We start from the raw sequence: 15310 nt of genomic DNA on the forward strand, positions 1-15310 counted from the left end.
GGGCAACTGCCGCCAAGCTGAAGGCAGATCGAGCGGGGCGGACTCGCGAAGTCGAAAAACCGAAGGACTTGACGCCGCGATATTTCCGCCCCACCATGAGGTACAGGTAATACATGTACCTCAGCCCGGAGGAGTCGGTGAAGCGGCTCCAAAGGAAGCGATCGGTGCTTGAGAACTGAACAGCGTGATGAGGGTCTGCCGCCTGTCCTTAGGCACAACAAGGCGGCCGGCGCGGCGTAGGTCCGCGCACTCGACCTCTCCGCGGCTTCGACGGCTGCGGCCGGTTGCCTCCTCCGCCCGTCTCGTACGGGCGGAGTGGCGGGGAGCCGGATTCCTGGTTCTAACGGCGAGAGGCCCCGGTGCTGGAACACCGGGGCCTCGGTTCGGGCCGTTCCTGTCTGAGAGGAGCACGACCCAATGAAGTCCATCGCTGCACTTCAGGCCGCTGTTACGGCCGTCCCGTTCGACGGTGAGCCGTCGACTGCGGAGCTGGACGCGATCGAGCAGGAGATGCCGCTGATTCTGGCGGAGGTCGACCTGCTCGACGCGCAGATCATGACCATCGACCGGCCAGCCTCCGAGCTGGACACCCGCCGTGTGCGCAGGGCCCGGAACCGGGTGCTGGCCGCGCGGCGGGACCTGACGAACCGCACCGCCGGCGGGCTGAGCGTGCCGGGTGGTGCGGCATGAACGCCAAGACCGTGCTGCCCGCCGTCGCGATGACGGCGGTGTCCATGGTGCTGACTCTGGCCGTCGTCGTGATGTGGCTGGGCACGGCGATGCCGTGGCCCGTCGCCCTGGTCGTCGGTCTCGGCATCGACGGCGGGTGGCTGGCCACCCTCGCCTACGAACGTCGCCTGGCCGCGCAGGGCGACCGGTCGACTGGTGTCACGATCGTCGGCTGGTGCTTCGGCCTGGTCGCCACGGGCGTCCTGGTCGCCCACGCGCTCACCGCCGAGGAGTCCACCGGCGCGTGGCTGGCCGTCGCCTGGCTGCCCGTCGCCGCGAAGGCCCTCTGGCTGGTGCACGGGCTGTGGGAGCGCACAGCACTGACCCCCGGAGCTCTCGGAGCGATCCGCGGCATCCAGCAGGAAGCCCGGGACGAAGCGGCCGTGGCCCGCGCCCGGCTGCGGGCCGATGCCGCCACCGAGGAGACCCGGCTGATGGCCGTGACGCAGGCCGGTGCCCGCGTCGCACGCGTCCAGGCCAAGACAGCACAGACCCTCTCGCGGGCCTGGTCGACGCTGGAGACGGCCCGGGACGGCGAGGGCACCGGCAGGGCGCTGACCAGCGTGACGACCCGCGTCACGCCTGGCGTCACACCCACCTGGGACCTGCCGGTCTGGGGCCCCACCGAACCCGTGGCGCTCGCCCTGGACGCGCCCGCGCTCACCGATGAAGCGCTCGACGCGCTCGTCGACCAGATCCGGCACAGCCAGACCCCGGCACTGTCCTACCGGGAAATGGCCGCGCGCTTCCGCGCCGCCGGCCACTCCGCCTCGGAAGTCCGACTGCGGGCCGCGTGGAAGCGCGTGGCCGCCTGACCGGCGGCTACAGATGCTCCAGCACGCGGACCAGCGCATTCACCAAACGCGTCTTCACGCGGTGCGAGCGGCCGCAGTGCCGCTTCGGGCGCCACCACTTCGGTTGCTTGATCAGCTTCTGGCACCAGCGGCACGGCAGCGGGTCCAGCTCGATCTCTATTGCCCCCATGGCCGCGACTGTAGCGGCCCTCCTGACCAGGGAGAACCGATGAACAATCTTCCCGAGCCCGCACCCGTGGTGCAGCTCCCGGACGGCACCTACGTCTACGCCGACCAACTCCCCGCCATCCACCAGCCCACCGCCGTTCCGCAGGTGGTGCACCAGCACATCCACCAGGCGCCGCCGGACCGGACAGTGCAGCGGGTCGCGCTCGGCTCCGGGGTGGGTGCCGGCGCGGTCGCCGCCGGGGTCTACTTCGGCCCTCTCCTGGTCGGGGCGCTGACCGCGATCGCCGCGAACCTGGCGATCCTCGCGTTCCTGGCTGTCGCCCTGACCTGGGGCGTTGTGACCGTCGTGAAGACGGTCGGAGGCCAGGACGGCAGGGCCGCCGCAAGCGCGGTCCGCAGGGCTCGTCGGCGTCGCTGACGGCTGCCTGTCCGTCCCGGAGCACCCGGGGCGGGCTGGGAGCCGGGACAGACCCGAGCCCACCTGAGAGGACCTCCGCATGAGCAAGCACGGCTGTGCCAACTGCCCCTCCTGCCGCACCGGCCTGGGCCGCTACCCGGACGTCACCAAGTGCCCGAAGTGCTTCTTCCCCCTGCCCCGCACCACCCGCCGCTGACCCACGACCGGAAGAGGGAGACCCACTGATGGCGAAAAACCCCGATCCGAAGCTGACGGCCGGCGAGCACGCCAAGGTCGCCTACTACGTCGCCCGCATGGCGAAGCGCTCCATCGCCAGCGAGACCGTCCACATGCGCGACCTGGAACGCAAGGTCGACCGGATCATCGACCGCGCCCGCAAGCGCGCCGAGAAGAACGCCAAGCGCAAGTAGCTGTGCCCCGGGGACGGCCGTCCCGGCCAAGGAAACCGCGCCGTCCCCGGGCCCCTTCACCGCCCTTTCGAGCAGCAGGAGACCACCAGCATGACCGAGACGCCCACGGCCACGCACCTGCGGCCCGTGCCCGACATCGACCACGACGACGAGACGCCCATCGCCCCGACGCTGGTGGACAACCCGTCGCTGCCCGACCCGAAGGTCACCATCGAGAAGCGCAAGCCGGTCCTCGCCGGATGGCTCACCAACCGGCGCGACTTCCTCGCCACCACCCGCCACGCGGGCGCCAACCTCGGCTACGCGGCCCTGTTCCACGGGGTCCGCCTGCCGGTCTACGCCGGACGCCTGGCGCTGATGTCGCCGCGGGGAGCGTGCCGGTTCATCACGTCCACCAACCGGTGGGTGTGGGACCGCGAGGCCGCACCGTTGCGGGACTACGCGGTGCGGACCGAGGACGTCGAGGAGTACATGCGGCTGGCGAAGCTGCGGGCCGGACGCATCCGGCTGCGTGGCCTGGTGACGCTGGTGGCGGCCGTGTTCGGGGTCGGATTCGCCCTCTGGCTCTACGTCATCGCCCCCGCGTTCCTGTACGCGTTCGCCGCCGGCGGTGTGCTGCTCCTCGGGTTCGCCGGGCAGCAGCCCGACGCCCCGGTGGTCGGTCCGGCCGTGCTGAAGACCGAGGTGCAGAAGCTCACCGGGTCGATCGTGCTCCGGGGCCTGGACTCGATCGGCAATGCGAAGATCTCCGCCGCCATCAAGAAGGGCGGCGACATGAACGGTCTGCGGTTTGTCTCGGAGATCGTGCGGGACGGACCCGGATACCGGGCTGACCTGGACCTTCCCTACGGCGTGACACCCGAGGACATCATGGAGGCCCGCAAGCCTCTCGCCTCCGGTCTTCGCCGGAAGACCGGCTGTGTGTGGCCCTCCCCGGACCCCGAGCAGCACGAAGGACGGCTGGTGCTGTGGGTCGGGGACAAGCCGATGAACGAGACCACGAAACCGGCCTGGCCGCTGCTGAAGACGGGCACGGTCGACCTGTTCAAGCCGGTCGTGTTCGGCAACGACCAGCGGATGCGGGACGTGACGGTGACCCTGATGTTCGCCGCGATCGTCGTCGGCTCCATTCCCCGCATGGGCAAGACGTTCCTCATGCGGCTGCTCCTGCTCATCGCCGCCCTCGACCCGCGCGCGGAGATCCACGCGTTCGACTTCAAGGGCACCGGTGACTTCGGCGCCCTGGAGCCGGTCTGCCACCGCTACCGCGCCGGCGAGGAGGACGAGGACATCGAATACGTCGTCGCCGCGCTGCGCGAGCTGAAGGAGGAGCTGCGACGGCGGGCGAAGGTCATCAAGTCCCTGCCCCGCTCCCGCTGCCCGGAGTCGAAGGTCACCCCGGCCCTGGCGAACGACAAGAGCCTGGGGCTGCACCCGATCGTCGTCGGGTTCGATGAGTGCCAGGTGCCCTTCGAGCACGAGGAGTACGGCAAGGAGATCGAGGCCATCTGCACCGACCTGGTCAAGCGCGGCCCCGCGCTCGGCATCGTCGGCATGTTCGGCACCCAGCGCCCGGACGCCAAGTCCTTGCCGACTGGCATCTCCGCGAACGCCGTGCTGCGGTTCTGCCTGAAGGTCATGGGCCAGCCCGCCAACGACATGGTCCTGGGCACGTCGATGTACAAGTCCGGGTACCGGGCCACGATGTTCTCCCGCTCCGACCGGGGCATCTGCTGGATGGCCGGCGAGGGCGACGACCCGCGCATCGTCGCGTCCGCGTTCGTCGACGCGGTCGCCGCCGAGCAGGTCGTGGGCCGTGCCCGGCAGGCGCGCGAGGAGTACGGCAACGTCACAGGCCACGCCATCGGCAAGGGCCCCGACAAGACCACCGGCAGCGACATCCTCGCCGACGTCATCGACGTCATCGCCGACGGCGAGAAGGCCGTGTGGTGCGAGCGGATCGCCGCCCGCCTCGCCGAGCTCCGGCCCGACACCTACGCCGGGTGGAAGGGCGAGAACGTCACCGCCGCCCTCAAGCCCTGGGGCATCAAGCCCGGCCAGGTCTGGGGCACCACCGACGACGGCAAGGGCGCCAACCGGCGCGGCATCGAGCGCGCCGACATCACCGCCGCCATCACTCGCCGTAACGCCGACAGGGCCGCCGCCTGACCCCAGCACCGCTGCTAGACCTAGCACCCGCGCCCGCTAGGTCTAGCAGCCTCGCTAGCACACAAAAGGGGCGCTGACCTGCTGACTAGCGTCTAGCGGCCCACCTGCGAAAACCCCCGGAAACCGCCCCTGCAGAGGGAGTGACCACCCATGCTCGCCGCTAGCACCCTACTCCTGCTCGCCACCCTCACCGGTTACGCACTGTTGTGTACGGCCTCTCCGTTCGGCCCCTGCCGCAAGTGCAGCGGGCTCGGCTACAAGCTCAAGGTCGACCGCAAGGGCCGCTTGAAGCGGGCCAAGCCCTGCCGTCGCTGCGAGGGCCAGGGCAAGCGTCTGCGCCTCGGCCGCCGCCTCGCCAACCACAGCCGCGCGATCCACCGCGCCGGCACCCGCTGAGCCCGGACACCAAGCGGCCGACGGCGCCCGTCATGAGACGGACCCCGCTCCGAGAAGGAGCTAGGCGGACGCGCCGTCGGCCATGTCCCCGAGCTTGTCAGCACCCGAGGTTCCCGCACCCTACCCACCCGCCCCACCCAGTGATCAAGGGAGTTTCGGCATGGCCATCACAGTCTCGCTCGTCGCCCTGTTCGGGCTCGTCCTGTTCTTCCTCCTGCGCTCCCACAGCCTCACCCCCAGCGCCGCGTTCACCGCCGCCGGATTCGGGTTCTTCCTCGCCTCCACCGGCGCCGCCGAACCCATCAACCAGCTCACCACCGACCTCATCACCGCGATCAGCAACCTGTGAGGACCTTCGTGCGACTGCGCATCCGGGCCACCGACTGGCCCCGCAAAGCCCTGCTTCTGACCGACACCCCCCGCCCCGACTGCCAGGGCGAGGGAGGGCACAACCGCGACTACGGCGACCACGAGACCGGCGAGTACGCCGGGACCGAGTGGGACCCGTGCCCCTGCTGGGACGAGAACCGCTCGTGGGTCCTGCTCCCGCTGCCGCGTCTCCCGCGTCGCCGTCAGCCGCACGTCGACCCGTGGGGCAACGGCTACAGCGACGAACCGCCGTTCTAGCAACGCCAACGGCGGCCCCCTGAATCCGCCAAGACCCGGGGCCGCCCTCGTCCAGCACCGATCAGAGAACTGGAGACACCCAGCATGACCCATCCCGTACTGATCCGGCGAGACAGCGCGCTCACCCTCGCCGCCAATGGTCTGCCAGTACTTCCGCTGAGCGCCGACAAGCGGCCGTTCGGCAACTGCCCCGACTGCCGCGACAACGCGTGCGGCGGCCGGCCGAACATGAAGACCCCCGGACCGTGCCAGTGCCCCCGCCCGTGCCACGGTTGGGCCGCCGCCACCACCGACCCCGACGTGGTGTCCTCCGGCCCGTGGGCGGGCGCATGGCGCCGCGCTGGGGCCGTCGCCTACCACCCGGGCGAGGCCGGGGTGACCGTGGTCGACCTGGACGACGCCGAGGCGATCACCTGGGCCCGTGAAGCCCTGCCCCCGACCCGCACCGTGGCCACGACGCGGGGCGAGCACTGGATCTACCGAGGGACCATGCAGTCCGCCAACGGTGTGCGGACCGGCGTGGACATCAAGTCCTCCATGTCCTACGCCCGCTGGCTCGGCCCCGGGGTGGGCACCATGGCCGACCTCCCCGCCACCGCTCGCGCCCTGGTCGTGAAGGACCCTGCCGTCGTCCGGCCCGTACGGTGCACCGTGCCCGCGCCGGCCGGTGGCGGGCAGTGCCCACACCGCGCGCCTGCCTACCTCGAGCGTGGCATCGCCATGGCGGAGCAGCGCATCACCGAGGCCCGCAGCCAGGTCCACGCGACTGTGTACCGGACGTTCCTCGCGGTGCTGTCTGCCCATGGCCGGTGCGGCTGCCTCACCGAGGCGCATATCGACCGGCTGTTCACCGCCGCGCAGGCCAAGGGTGAATCGGCCCGGCACTGCACGGACGCGTGGACGAACGCCCGCACCGCATTGGGGCTGTGACATGGCTGAGGACGAGAAGACTCCGGCCCGCGAGATCATTACCGACTACGCGCAGGCCAACTTCCGCTACTTCCGTACGGCCGACGGCACCGTGTACGCGCAGAAGAACGGCCACCCCGTCGCACGGCCGATCCGCTCGCAGGGCACCACGGGCAGCCACCGTCAGGAACTCATGGTCGGCCTGTTCAAGGACGGGTGCGGCGTATTCAACGGCACCGCGCTCAAGGAGGCGTTGGACTTGATCGAAGCACTCGCGCTGACCGAGACGGTGCAGCCGGTCCACATCCGGGTCGCGCCCGGGTTCGACGGGGCGACGTGGCTCGACCTGGGCCGCACCGACGGACAGTCCGTCCGCATCCACCCCACCGGCTGGGACATCACCACCCCTGACCCGCGCGAGGTGTGCTGGCGCCGCACCCAGCTCACCGGGGAACTGCCCCTGCCGGCCAAAGACACCAACGGCAAGGGCATCGACCTCCTGCTCCGGCTGTGCAACTTCGCCGGCGCCGAGACTGAGTGTCTGGCCATCGCCTGGCTGATCGGCTGCCTCGGACCGTCCGTGCCCGTCCCTGCCCCGTTCCTCACCGGCCCCCAGGGTGCGGGCAAGTCCACTGGCGGCCGGATGCTGGTCCGCATCGTCGAGGGGATGAGCGGGGACCTGCGCCGCGCGCCGAAGGACGAGGAGAACCTGATCGCGGCCGTGGCCGCCGGTTGGGTCACCGCCCTGGACAACCTCTCCCACATGACCCCGGACCTGTCCGACGCCATGTGCTGCATCGTCACCGGCGCCGAGAACGTCAAGCGCGCCCTGTTCACCGACGGCGACGTCGTCCGCTCCCGCTACCGCCGCCCCCTGCTCCTGACCGGCATCGACGTGGGCGTCATCCGCCCCGACCTCGCCGAACGCCTCCTCCCACTCCGGCTGGAGCGCCCCCGGGTGCGCAGGACCGAGGCGGAGCTGTGGGCGGAGTACGAAGAGGCCCTGCCCGTCATCCTCGGCTCGCTCCTCGACCTCACCGTCAAGGTCCGTGCCGCCCAGGCCGAGATCCCGACCGACCTGCGGATGGCGGACTTCGCTCACCTCTGCGCCCAGCTCGACGCGGCAGCTGGCCTCGGAGCACTGAACGCCTACCGGGCGAGCCTCGACGACCTCAACGACGACGTCATCGAGGGAGACCTCCTGGCACAGACCGTTCTTAAGCACGCGGCCGGCCTCGATCCGGGCGCGGAAGTGCGGATGACGTCAGCCGAGTGGCTGCACTGCCTCACCCAGCTCTACACCGGAGAGGACTTCCGCCCCCTGCCCAAGGGGTGGCCCAGCACCGGCAAGGTCCTCTCCGACCGCCTCAAGCGGCTCCAACCGACCCTCGCCGCACGAGACGTCCTCATCGACTGGGGCCGCACCAACACCGCCCGCTACATCGAAATGACCCGACCGCTCACCGCGCCGGCGCCCGAGCAGCAGAAACCGATGTTCTAACCGCGGCGCCGCGACCGCTCGCGCACAAGCAAGAGGAGCACCCGGCCCGGGCGCGGGGTGCTCCTCTTGCTATTCGGCGGCTTGCCGCCGCCTGAAGGACGTGCCGCATCGCGGCTCCTTCATCACGTTCTGAGGCGCGCACAACCACAGACACCACCCCCCCTCTTTTCCTAAGAGAAGAGACCCTGCGTCACCTGCGTCACCACAGCCCCGCAAACGACCCCTGACCTGGGGCTATGACGGTGACGCAGGAGCCAATCTCTGCGTCACCCCGCGTCACCTGTGTCACCCATGACGGAGACCCGCGTCACCGGTGACGCACCCCGAGGCCCGCTGTGTCACCGAAACCCGCAGGTCAGACGCCCGAGTGACACGAATGACGCAGTGACGCAGAAATCCGCACCTAGGACAGACGCGGACCGCGGGAAGCCCGAACCCGGCCCCGCCCCGGCAACGCACGCACGTAACTCACTCCGAACTCTCCACCTCGAGGAGACCTGATGTCCCGTACCGCCCGCCGACGTCAGCCCGCCGACGAGCTGCTGCCCCTGACCGACGTCCTCACCGAGATCGGCATCACCCGAGCCACCTGGTACCGCTGGCGCAACCGCGGCTACGGCCCCGAGGTGAAGCGCCTTCCCAACGGGCACCTGCGGATCCGCCGCAGCGCCCTCGACGCCTTCCTGAACGAACTGGAGACTGCGTGACCGACTGGAGCTACACCGTGCGGATCTGGAGCATCCGCAAGCGGCCGTACCGCAAGCCGTATCAGCTCCGCTGGCAGGTCGGTACGAAGCCGTTCTCCGAGTCCTTCCTGACGCTCGGGCTCGCCGAGAGCCGGCGCGCGCAGTTCATCACCGCTACGCGCGAGGGTGAACCCTGGGACGTCGAAAGCGGCCTGCCCAAGTCGATGGTCCAGAAGGCCAAGGACATCTCCTGGTACCAGCACGCCAGGAACTACGTGGAGATGAAGTGGGACCACTCCCCCGCCTCCACTCGCCGCAACCTGGCGGAGGCCATGGCCACCGTGACGCTGGCGCTGGTGAAGGACACGAAGGGGATGCCTGACCACAAGGCCGTGCGCCGCGCGCTCTACACCTGGGGCTTCAACGTGAACCGCTGGAAGGAGGAGACGCCGGAGGACATCGCCGGCCTGCTCGCCTGGGTGGAGCGGAAATCCGTCCCGACGTCCAGCCTGGCCGACCGGCTGCGCGTGCGGCGGGCGCTGGACGCCTGCGCCCGCCGGCTGGACGGCAAGACGTCGTCAGGGGCGGTCATCGCTCGAAAGCGGGCCATCTTCCACCAGGCGCTCGGCCTCGCCGTGGACGCCGAGCTCCTGGCCGAGAACCCGATGACGGCGATCAAGTGGAAGGCACCCGAGAAGGTAGAGGAGGAGGTGGACCCTCAAGCCGTCCCGGATCCCCAGCAGGCCGCCGCGCTCCTGGCTGCCGTGCGGAAGCAGGGCGCCCGCGGGCGGCACCTGGAGGCGTTCTTCGGATGCATCTACTACGCGGGCGCCCGCCCAGGGGAGCTGGTCGGCGTCCGACTCCAGGACTTCGAGCTGCCCCGGCGCGGCTGGGGACTCATCCGGCTCCGTGAGAGCCGTGCCCGCTCCGGAAGTTCCTGGACGGACACCGGCGAGGCCCACGACCGGCGCGGGCTGAAGCACCGGACGCGGAAGGCCGTCCGGCACGTGCCGATCCCGCCCGAGCTGGTCTCGATGCTCCGATGGCACGTCACGGTGTACGGCACGCACGCGGACGGCCGGCTGTTCCGGACCGCCCGGGGTGGGATGGTGCAGGAGAGCGGCTACGGGGAGGTCTGGGCGGGCGCCCGCGCGGACGCTCTCAGCCCCTCCGAACAGGAATCCAAGCTGGCCAAGCGTCCCTATGACCTTCGTCACGCGGCTGTCTCCACCTGGCTCAGCTCCGGCGTGGAGCCGCAGCTCGTCGCCCAGCGGGCCGGCCACTCCGTTGCCGTGCTCTTCCGGGTGTACGCGAAGTTCCTGAAGGGCGGCGACGAGGCCGCCAACGCGAAGATCTCCGCGCGGCTGAACCAGCACCGCGCCGGCGCACCGGCCGGGCCGTGAGGCCCGCAGGTAGGCCCCGGGATTCCCGTCCACGGCTCGTCCAGAAGTGCTGGTAGACCCCGGGATTCGGTGGGATACAGCGAGACAGTCATGCCCTGCGAGCGGGCACAGCAGAACGGCCCCTGATCAGCGTTTCCACAGATCAGGGGCCGTTCTTATCGCGTGGCGGCGCCAGGATTCGAACCTGGGTAGGCTAAGCCGACGGATTTACAGTCCGCTCCCATTGGCCACTCGGGCACACCGCCATGGGATGTCGCTGCTAGGAGCCGCTTTTCGGCGGTGCTCCGTGGCAACGACGTAAACGATACCTGATCCCCAGGGGTGCTTCGCCACCGGATTGATCAGCGGTTCGGGGGTGATCGGATGACTAGGCTTGCCCCGTACGCCAACGCAACCGCAACGCATTCGACGCAAGGAGCCACACGTCATGGCCGACTCCAGTTTCGACATCGTCTCCAAGGTCGAGCGGCAGGAGGTCGACAACGCCCTCAACCAGGCCGCGAAGGAGATCTCGCAGCGCTACGACTTCAAGGGCACGGACGCCTCGATCTCCTGGTCGGGCGAGAAGATCCTGATGCAGGCCAACGGCGAGGAGCGGGTCAAGGCGATCCTCGACATCTTCGAGACCAAGCTGATCAAGCGCGGGATCTCGCTGAAGTCGCTGGACGCCGGTGAGCCGCAGCTGTCCGGCAAGGAGTACAAGATCTTCGCCACGATCGAGGAGGGCATCTCCCAGGAGAACGCCAAGAAGGTCTCCAAGGTCATCCGCGACGAGGGCCCCAAGGGCGTCAAGGCGCAGGTCCAGGGTGACGAGCTGCGGGTCAGCTCGAAGAGCCGGGACGACCTGCAGGCCGTGCAGGCGCTGCTCAAGGGCAAGGACTTCGACTTCGCGATCCAGTTCGTGAACTACCGCTAGTCACGAGCTGCGTGTCCGAAAGCCGCCAGCCTCAGGGGTGGCGGGCCTCGCACACTGGACGCGGAGTGAGCGCGAGGAGAGGAACCGTCATGACGGTGTACGCGTACGTCGAAGGGCCCCTGGGCGAGATGCTGCTCGTCGGGCGGGGCGCCGGCGAGGGCGGGCGGACCGCGCTGGTCTCGCTGTCGCTGCCCGGGCAGAAGGGTGCCGCCGCCGTCGAGGACGGCTGGCGGCACGCGCCCGAGGCGTTCGAGGAGATCGCCGGGCAGCTGAGTGAGTACTTCGCGGGGCGGCGGGAACGCTTCGACGTCGCGTACGTCGACAGCGGTACGGCGTTCCAGCGGCGCGTGTGGCGGGCCCTGGACGAGATCCCGTACGGCGCCACCGTCTCGTACGGGGACATCGCCCGGCAGGTCGGTTCCTCCGGGGCCGGGGTGCGGGCCGTCGGCACCGCCATCGGGCGCAACCCGCTGCTGGTGGTGCGGCCGTGCCACCGGGTGATCGGCGCGGACGGGAGTCTGCGGGGGTACGCGGCGGGTCTGGAGCGCAAGGAGCGGCTGCTCGGTCTCGAAGGCGCCCTGGTGGCGTGATGGACGGGCTGTTCGCGCGCGAGCGGGCGGAGGTCGCCCCGGGCGCGGTGCACGTGCCCGGGTGGCTGTCCCTCGACCGGCAGCGGGAGTTGGTGGCCGCCTGCCGGGAGTGGGGGCGCGGACCCGTTCCGTACCGGCACACCGTGCTGCCGGGTGGGGGCGTGATGTCCGTGCAGTCGCTCTGCCTGGGGCGGCGCTGGGTGCCGTACCGGTATCTCGACGAGGTGGGCGTCGAACTGCCCGGCTGGCTGGCCGCGTTGGGGCGCGAGGCGCTGAGCGAGGCGTACGGGAGCGACCAGCGGTTCCACCCCGACACCGCGCTGGTGAACTTCTACGACGCGGGCGCCGGCGCGAAGATGGGGCTGCACCAGGACAAGGAGGAGCGGTCCGGTGCGCCGGTGGTGTCGTTGAGCCTCGGCGACCGTTGCGTGTTCCGGTTCGGGAACACCGAAACCCGCGGGAAGCCTTACACGGACGTGGAGTTGGCGTCCGGGGATCTCTTCGTCTTCGGCGGGCCGTCGCGCTTCGCGTACCACGGGGTGCCGAAGGTCTACGCGGGCACGGCCGATCCGGCGCTGGGGCTCAGCGGGCGGCTGAACATCACCTTGCGCGAGACGGGTCTTTAGCGGAGACGGGTCGTTGGCGCGAGACGGGTCCTCAGCGCGAGCGCGAGTGGCCGAAGAGGATCCGGTACGCGATCAGCAGCACCAGCGAGCCGCCGATGGCCGAGAGCCACGTGGCCGTGTCGTAGAAGCCGGTGGTGATCGGGCGGTCCAGGAACGTGGACGAGATCCAGCCGCCGATGAAGGCGCCGGCTATGCCGATGAGGGTCGTGCCGATGAGCCCGCCCGGGTCGCGGCCGGGGAGCAGGACCTTGGCGACGACGCCCGCGAGCAGGCCCAGGACGATCCAGCTGATGACGTTCATGCCGAGGAGGACGCGGGGGCGCCGGGCGTGGTTGCGGGGCATCGTAATGTGCGGGGCATGACACAGGAACTGCGCCGCTCGCTCGGCGTGTTCGACGCCGTCGTCATCGGGCTCGGATCCATGGTCGGCGCCGGAATCTTCGTCGCCCTCGGCCCGGCGGCCGGAGCGGCCGGTTCCGGACTGCTCCCGGCGCTCGGGATCGCCGCGCTCGTCGCGTACTGCAACGCGATGGCCTCGGCCCGGCTCGCCGCCCTGTACCCGGCCTCGGGCGGCACCTATGTGTACGGTCGCGAACGCCTCGGACCCTTCTTCGGCTACCTGGCGGGCTGGGCGTTCGTCGTCGGCAAGACGGCCTCCTGCGCGGCGATGGCGCTGGCGGTCGGGGCGTACGTCTGGCCGGGGCAGGCGCATGCGGTGGCAGTCGCGGCCGTGGTGGCGCTGACGGCCGTGAACTACGGCGGCGTCCAGAAGTCCGCCCTGCTCACGCGGGTGATCGTGGCGCTGGTCCTCGCGGTGCTTGCGGCCCTGATCGTCACTGTGGCGACCACGGGAGACGGTGACTTCGGGCGGCTCGCCCTCGGCGGGGACGCGACGGCGGGCGGCGTGCTCCAGGCGGCGGGGCTGCTGTTCTTCGCGTTCGCGGGGTACGCGCGGATCGCCACGCTCGGCGAGGAGGTGCGCGACCCGGCCCGGACCATTCCCCGGGCCGTCCCCGTGGCGCTCGGCATCGCGCTCGCCGTCTACGCGGCGGTGGCGGTGTGCGTGCTCGCCGTCCTCGGACCGCAGGGCCTGGCGGCCTCCGGCGCGCCGCTCGTGGACGCCGCCCGGGCGGCCGGCGCCGGCTGGCTGGTGCCCGTCGTCACGGTCGGCGCGGCCGTCGCCGCACTGGGCTCGCTGCTCTCGCTGATCCTCGGGGTCTCCCGTACGACCCTGGCGATGGCCCGGGACGGTCATCTGCCGACCGGGCTCGCCGCCGTGCACCCCCGGTTCCAGGTGCCGCACCGGGCGGAGCTCGCGGTGGGCGCGGTGGTGGCCGTGATGGCGGCCACGGTGGACGTACGGGGCGCGATCGGCTTCTCGTCGTTCGGTGTGCTCGTCTACTACGGCATCGCCAACGCCTCCGCGTGGACGCTGGGCCGCGCGCACCGGCCGCTCGCCGCGCTGGGCCTGGCCGGGTGCGGGGCGCTGGCGTTCGCGCTGCCGCCGGCCTCCGTCCTGGCCGGCGTCGGGGTCCTCGCGGCGGGCACCGTCGCGTACGCCGTCAGCCGGGGACGACGCGACCACGCGCGCCCCTGAATCAGCGGGTCGTGCACGGGTACGGCTGGCTGAGTCAGCGGATCGTGTACGGGTACGGCTGGTCCGTGGGGACGATCTCCTTGCCCAGCGGCAGCAGCGACACCGGGACCAGCTTGAAGTTCGCGATGCCCAGCGGGATGCCGATGATCGTGACGCAGAGCACGAGGCCGGTGGTGATGTGGCCGAGCGCCAGCCACCAGCCCGCGAGGATCAGCCACAGCACGTTGCCGACGACGGAGGGCGCGCCCGCGTCGCGCCGGTCCACGACCGTGTGGCCGAAGGGCCAGAGGGCGTAGATGCCGATGCGGAACGCGGCGAGACCGAAGGGGATCCCGATGATCGTGATGCACAGCAGGACGCCGGCCAGCAGGTAGCCGAGGAACATCCAGAAGCCGCACAGGACGAGCCAGATGACGTTGAGGATTGTCTTCACGGGCGGTGACCTGCCATCTGCTCGAGTCGGGAGATGCGCTCCGCCATCGGCGGGTGCGTCGAGAACATCTTCGAGAGTCCTCTGCCCGCTCCGAAGGGGTTCGCAATCATCATGTGACTTGCGGTCTCGATCTTGGGCTCGGGAGGCAGCGGCAGCTGCTTCGTCCCCGCTTCGAGCTTGCGCAGGGCGCTGGCGAGGGCCAGCGGGTCGCCCGTGAGCTGGGCGCCGGAGGCGTCCGCCTCGTACTCCCGCGAGCGGGAGATGGCGAGCTGGATGACGGAGGCGGCGACCGGGCCGAGGATCATGATCAGCAGCATGCCGAGCAGGCCCGGGCCGTCGTCGTCGCTGGAGCGGCCGACCGGGATCAGCCAGGCGAAGTTGACCAGGAACATGATCACAGAGGCGAGCGCTCCGGCGACCGAGGAGATCAGGATGTCCCGGTTGTAGACGTGGCTGAGCTCATGGCCGATGACGCCGCGCAGCTCGCGCTCGTCGAGGATCCGCAGGATGCCCTCGGTGCAGCACACGGCGGCGTTGCGCGGGTTGCGGCCGGTGGCGAAGGCGTTCGGGGCCTGGGTCGGCGAGATGTAGAGCCGGGGCATCGGCTGGCGGGCCTGGGTGGAGAGCTCGCGCACCATCCGGTAGAGCCCGGGCGCCTCGAACTCGCTGACCGGGCGGGCCCGCATGGCGCGCAGGGCCAGCTTGTCGCTGTTCCAGTAGGCGTACGCGTTGGTGCCGAGCGCCACGACGAGCGCGACGATCAGCCCCGTACGGCCGAAGAAGCTGCCGATGAGAATGATGAGGGCCGAGAGCCCTCCGAGGAGTACGGCGGTCCTCAGCCCGTTGTGCCGGCGGTGCACGGTACGCCCTCCAGGTGGTGCGGCAGGGGAACCCTTTGCTCTGTGGTGGTCCACTCG

At 70.5% G+C, this 15310-nt stretch carries 20 protein-coding genes and 1 tRNA gene; 16 read left to right on the forward strand and 5 right to left on the reverse strand.

What is annotated here, in order from left to right; translation table 11 throughout:
* Positions 1-417: 417 nt before the first annotated feature.
* Both ACFYV5_RS17595 and ACFYV5_RS17600 read left to right on the forward strand, forming a co-directional pair.
* On the forward strand, positions 418-690 hold the full coding sequence (locus ACFYV5_RS17595; protein WP_389169167.1) for a DUF6284 family protein: 273 nt from the start codon (positions 418-420) through the stop codon (positions 688-690).
* Positions 687-1544: a protein spdB gene (locus ACFYV5_RS17600; protein WP_389169168.1), complete on the forward strand. Its 858-nt coding sequence runs from the start codon at positions 687-689 to the stop codon at positions 1542-1544. Before ACFYV5_RS17595 ends, ACFYV5_RS17600 begins: the two co-directional genes overlap by 4 nt.
* A 7-nt stretch (positions 1545-1551) precedes the next feature.
* On the opposite strand, the gene ACFYV5_RS17605 is transcribed toward ACFYV5_RS17600, so the two are convergent.
* Complete coding sequence (locus tag ACFYV5_RS17605; protein WP_389169170.1) at positions 1552-1713, reverse strand: hypothetical protein; 162 nt, start codon at positions 1711-1713, stop codon at positions 1552-1554.
* A 39-nt stretch (positions 1714-1752) separates the two neighbouring features.
* Here ACFYV5_RS17605 and ACFYV5_RS17610 point away from each other — a divergent pair, with 39 nt between their 5' ends.
* From ACFYV5_RS17610 to ACFYV5_RS17655, 10 genes are all read left to right on the forward strand, one after another.
* On the forward strand, positions 1753-2130 hold the full coding sequence (locus ACFYV5_RS17610) for a DUF6251 family protein (protein ID WP_389169171.1): 378 nt from the start codon (positions 1753-1755) through the stop codon (positions 2128-2130).
* 224 nt (positions 2131-2354) lie between these two features.
* Complete coding sequence (locus ACFYV5_RS17615) at positions 2355-2540, forward strand: DUF6257 family protein (protein ID WP_389169173.1); 186 nt, start codon at positions 2355-2357, stop codon at positions 2538-2540.
* A 90-nt stretch (positions 2541-2630) separates the two neighbouring features.
* Positions 2631-4709 (forward strand): cell division protein FtsK, encoded by a 2079-nt coding sequence (locus ACFYV5_RS17620; RefSeq protein ID WP_389169175.1) that lies wholly within the window; start codon positions 2631-2633, stop codon positions 4707-4709.
* A 150-nt stretch (positions 4710-4859) separates the two neighbouring features.
* Positions 4860-5105: a hypothetical protein gene (locus tag ACFYV5_RS17625; RefSeq protein ID WP_389169177.1), complete on the forward strand. Its 246-nt coding sequence runs from the start codon at positions 4860-4862 to the stop codon at positions 5103-5105.
* Positions 5106-5265: 160 nt separating this feature from the next.
* Positions 5266-5454: a hypothetical protein gene (locus tag ACFYV5_RS17630; RefSeq protein ID WP_389169179.1), complete on the forward strand. Its 189-nt coding sequence runs from the start codon at positions 5266-5268 to the stop codon at positions 5452-5454.
* Between the two features lie 8 nt (positions 5455-5462).
* Positions 5463-5732 (forward strand): hypothetical protein, encoded by a 270-nt coding sequence (locus ACFYV5_RS17635; protein ID WP_389169181.1) that lies wholly within the window; start codon positions 5463-5465, stop codon positions 5730-5732.
* Between the two features lie 84 nt (positions 5733-5816).
* Entirely contained in the window at positions 5817-6662 is an 846-nt protein-coding gene (locus ACFYV5_RS17640) for a bifunctional DNA primase/polymerase (RefSeq protein ID WP_389169183.1), read from the forward strand.
* A gap of 1 nt (position 6663) precedes the next feature.
* Positions 6664-8142, forward strand: coding sequence for an ATP-binding protein (locus ACFYV5_RS17645; protein WP_389169185.1), 1479 nt, complete (start codon positions 6664-6666; stop codon positions 8140-8142).
* Positions 8143-8642: 500 nt separating this feature from the next.
* Complete coding sequence (locus ACFYV5_RS17650; RefSeq protein ID WP_158989289.1) at positions 8643-8849, forward strand: AlpA family transcriptional regulator; 207 nt, start codon at positions 8643-8645, stop codon at positions 8847-8849.
* Positions 8846-10231: a tyrosine-type recombinase/integrase gene (locus ACFYV5_RS17655; RefSeq protein WP_389169187.1), complete on the forward strand. Its 1386-nt coding sequence runs from the start codon at positions 8846-8848 to the stop codon at positions 10229-10231. The genes ACFYV5_RS17650 and ACFYV5_RS17655 overlap by 4 nt, the downstream gene beginning before the upstream one ends.
* Before the next feature lie 163 nt (positions 10232-10394).
* Here the strand turns inward: ACFYV5_RS17655 and ACFYV5_RS17660 are convergent.
* Positions 10395-10476 (reverse strand) — tRNA-Tyr (locus tag ACFYV5_RS17660).
* A gap of 182 nt (positions 10477-10658) precedes the next feature.
* Here ACFYV5_RS17660 and ACFYV5_RS17665 point away from each other — a divergent pair.
* The 3 genes from ACFYV5_RS17665 (at position 10659) to ACFYV5_RS17675 (ending at position 12363) form a co-directional block, all read left to right on the forward strand.
* Positions 10659-11147, forward strand: a complete 489-nt coding sequence (locus ACFYV5_RS17665; protein WP_389169189.1) for a YajQ family cyclic di-GMP-binding protein — start codon at positions 10659-10661, stop codon at positions 11145-11147.
* An 89-nt stretch (positions 11148-11236) separates the two neighbouring features.
* Complete coding sequence (locus ACFYV5_RS17670; RefSeq protein ID WP_355105014.1) at positions 11237-11737, forward strand: methylated-DNA--[protein]-cysteine S-methyltransferase; 501 nt, start codon at positions 11237-11239, stop codon at positions 11735-11737.
* Positions 11737-12363 carry an alpha-ketoglutarate-dependent dioxygenase AlkB family protein gene (locus ACFYV5_RS17675; RefSeq protein WP_389169191.1) on the forward strand — a complete coding sequence of 209 codons (627 nt, stop codon included), beginning with the start codon at positions 11737-11739 and terminating at the stop codon, positions 12361-12363. The genes ACFYV5_RS17670 and ACFYV5_RS17675 overlap by 1 nt, the downstream gene beginning before the upstream one ends.
* A gap of 31 nt (positions 12364-12394) precedes the next feature.
* Here ACFYV5_RS17675 and ACFYV5_RS17680 read toward each other — a convergent pair whose 3' ends face one another.
* A complete protein-coding gene (locus ACFYV5_RS17680; protein WP_389169956.1) occupies positions 12395-12664 on the reverse strand; it encodes a GlsB/YeaQ/YmgE family stress response membrane protein in 270 nt (89 codons plus the stop codon).
* A 57-nt stretch (positions 12665-12721) separates the two neighbouring features.
* On the opposite strand from ACFYV5_RS17680, the gene ACFYV5_RS17685 reads away from it, so the two are divergent.
* Positions 12722-13960 carry an APC family permease gene (locus ACFYV5_RS17685; RefSeq protein ID WP_389169192.1) on the forward strand — a complete coding sequence of 413 codons (1239 nt, stop codon included), beginning with the start codon at positions 12722-12724 and terminating at the stop codon, positions 13958-13960.
* 34 nt (positions 13961-13994) lie between these two features.
* Here the strand turns inward: ACFYV5_RS17685 and ACFYV5_RS17690 are convergent, their stop codons facing one another.
* Complete coding sequence (locus ACFYV5_RS17690; protein ID WP_389169194.1) at positions 13995-14393, reverse strand: YccF domain-containing protein; 399 nt, start codon at positions 14391-14393, stop codon at positions 13995-13997.
* Positions 14390-15253 (reverse strand): zinc metalloprotease HtpX, encoded by an 864-nt coding sequence (htpX, locus tag ACFYV5_RS17695; RefSeq protein ID WP_355105005.1) that lies wholly within the window; start codon positions 15251-15253, stop codon positions 14390-14392. The genes ACFYV5_RS17690 and htpX overlap by 4 nt, the downstream gene beginning before the upstream one ends.
* Positions 15254-15310 lie beyond the last annotated feature (57 nt).

The organism is Streptomyces sp. NPDC003035, from assembly GCF_042888285.1.
GTDB lineage: Bacteria > Actinomycetota > Actinomycetes > Streptomycetales > Streptomycetaceae > Streptomyces.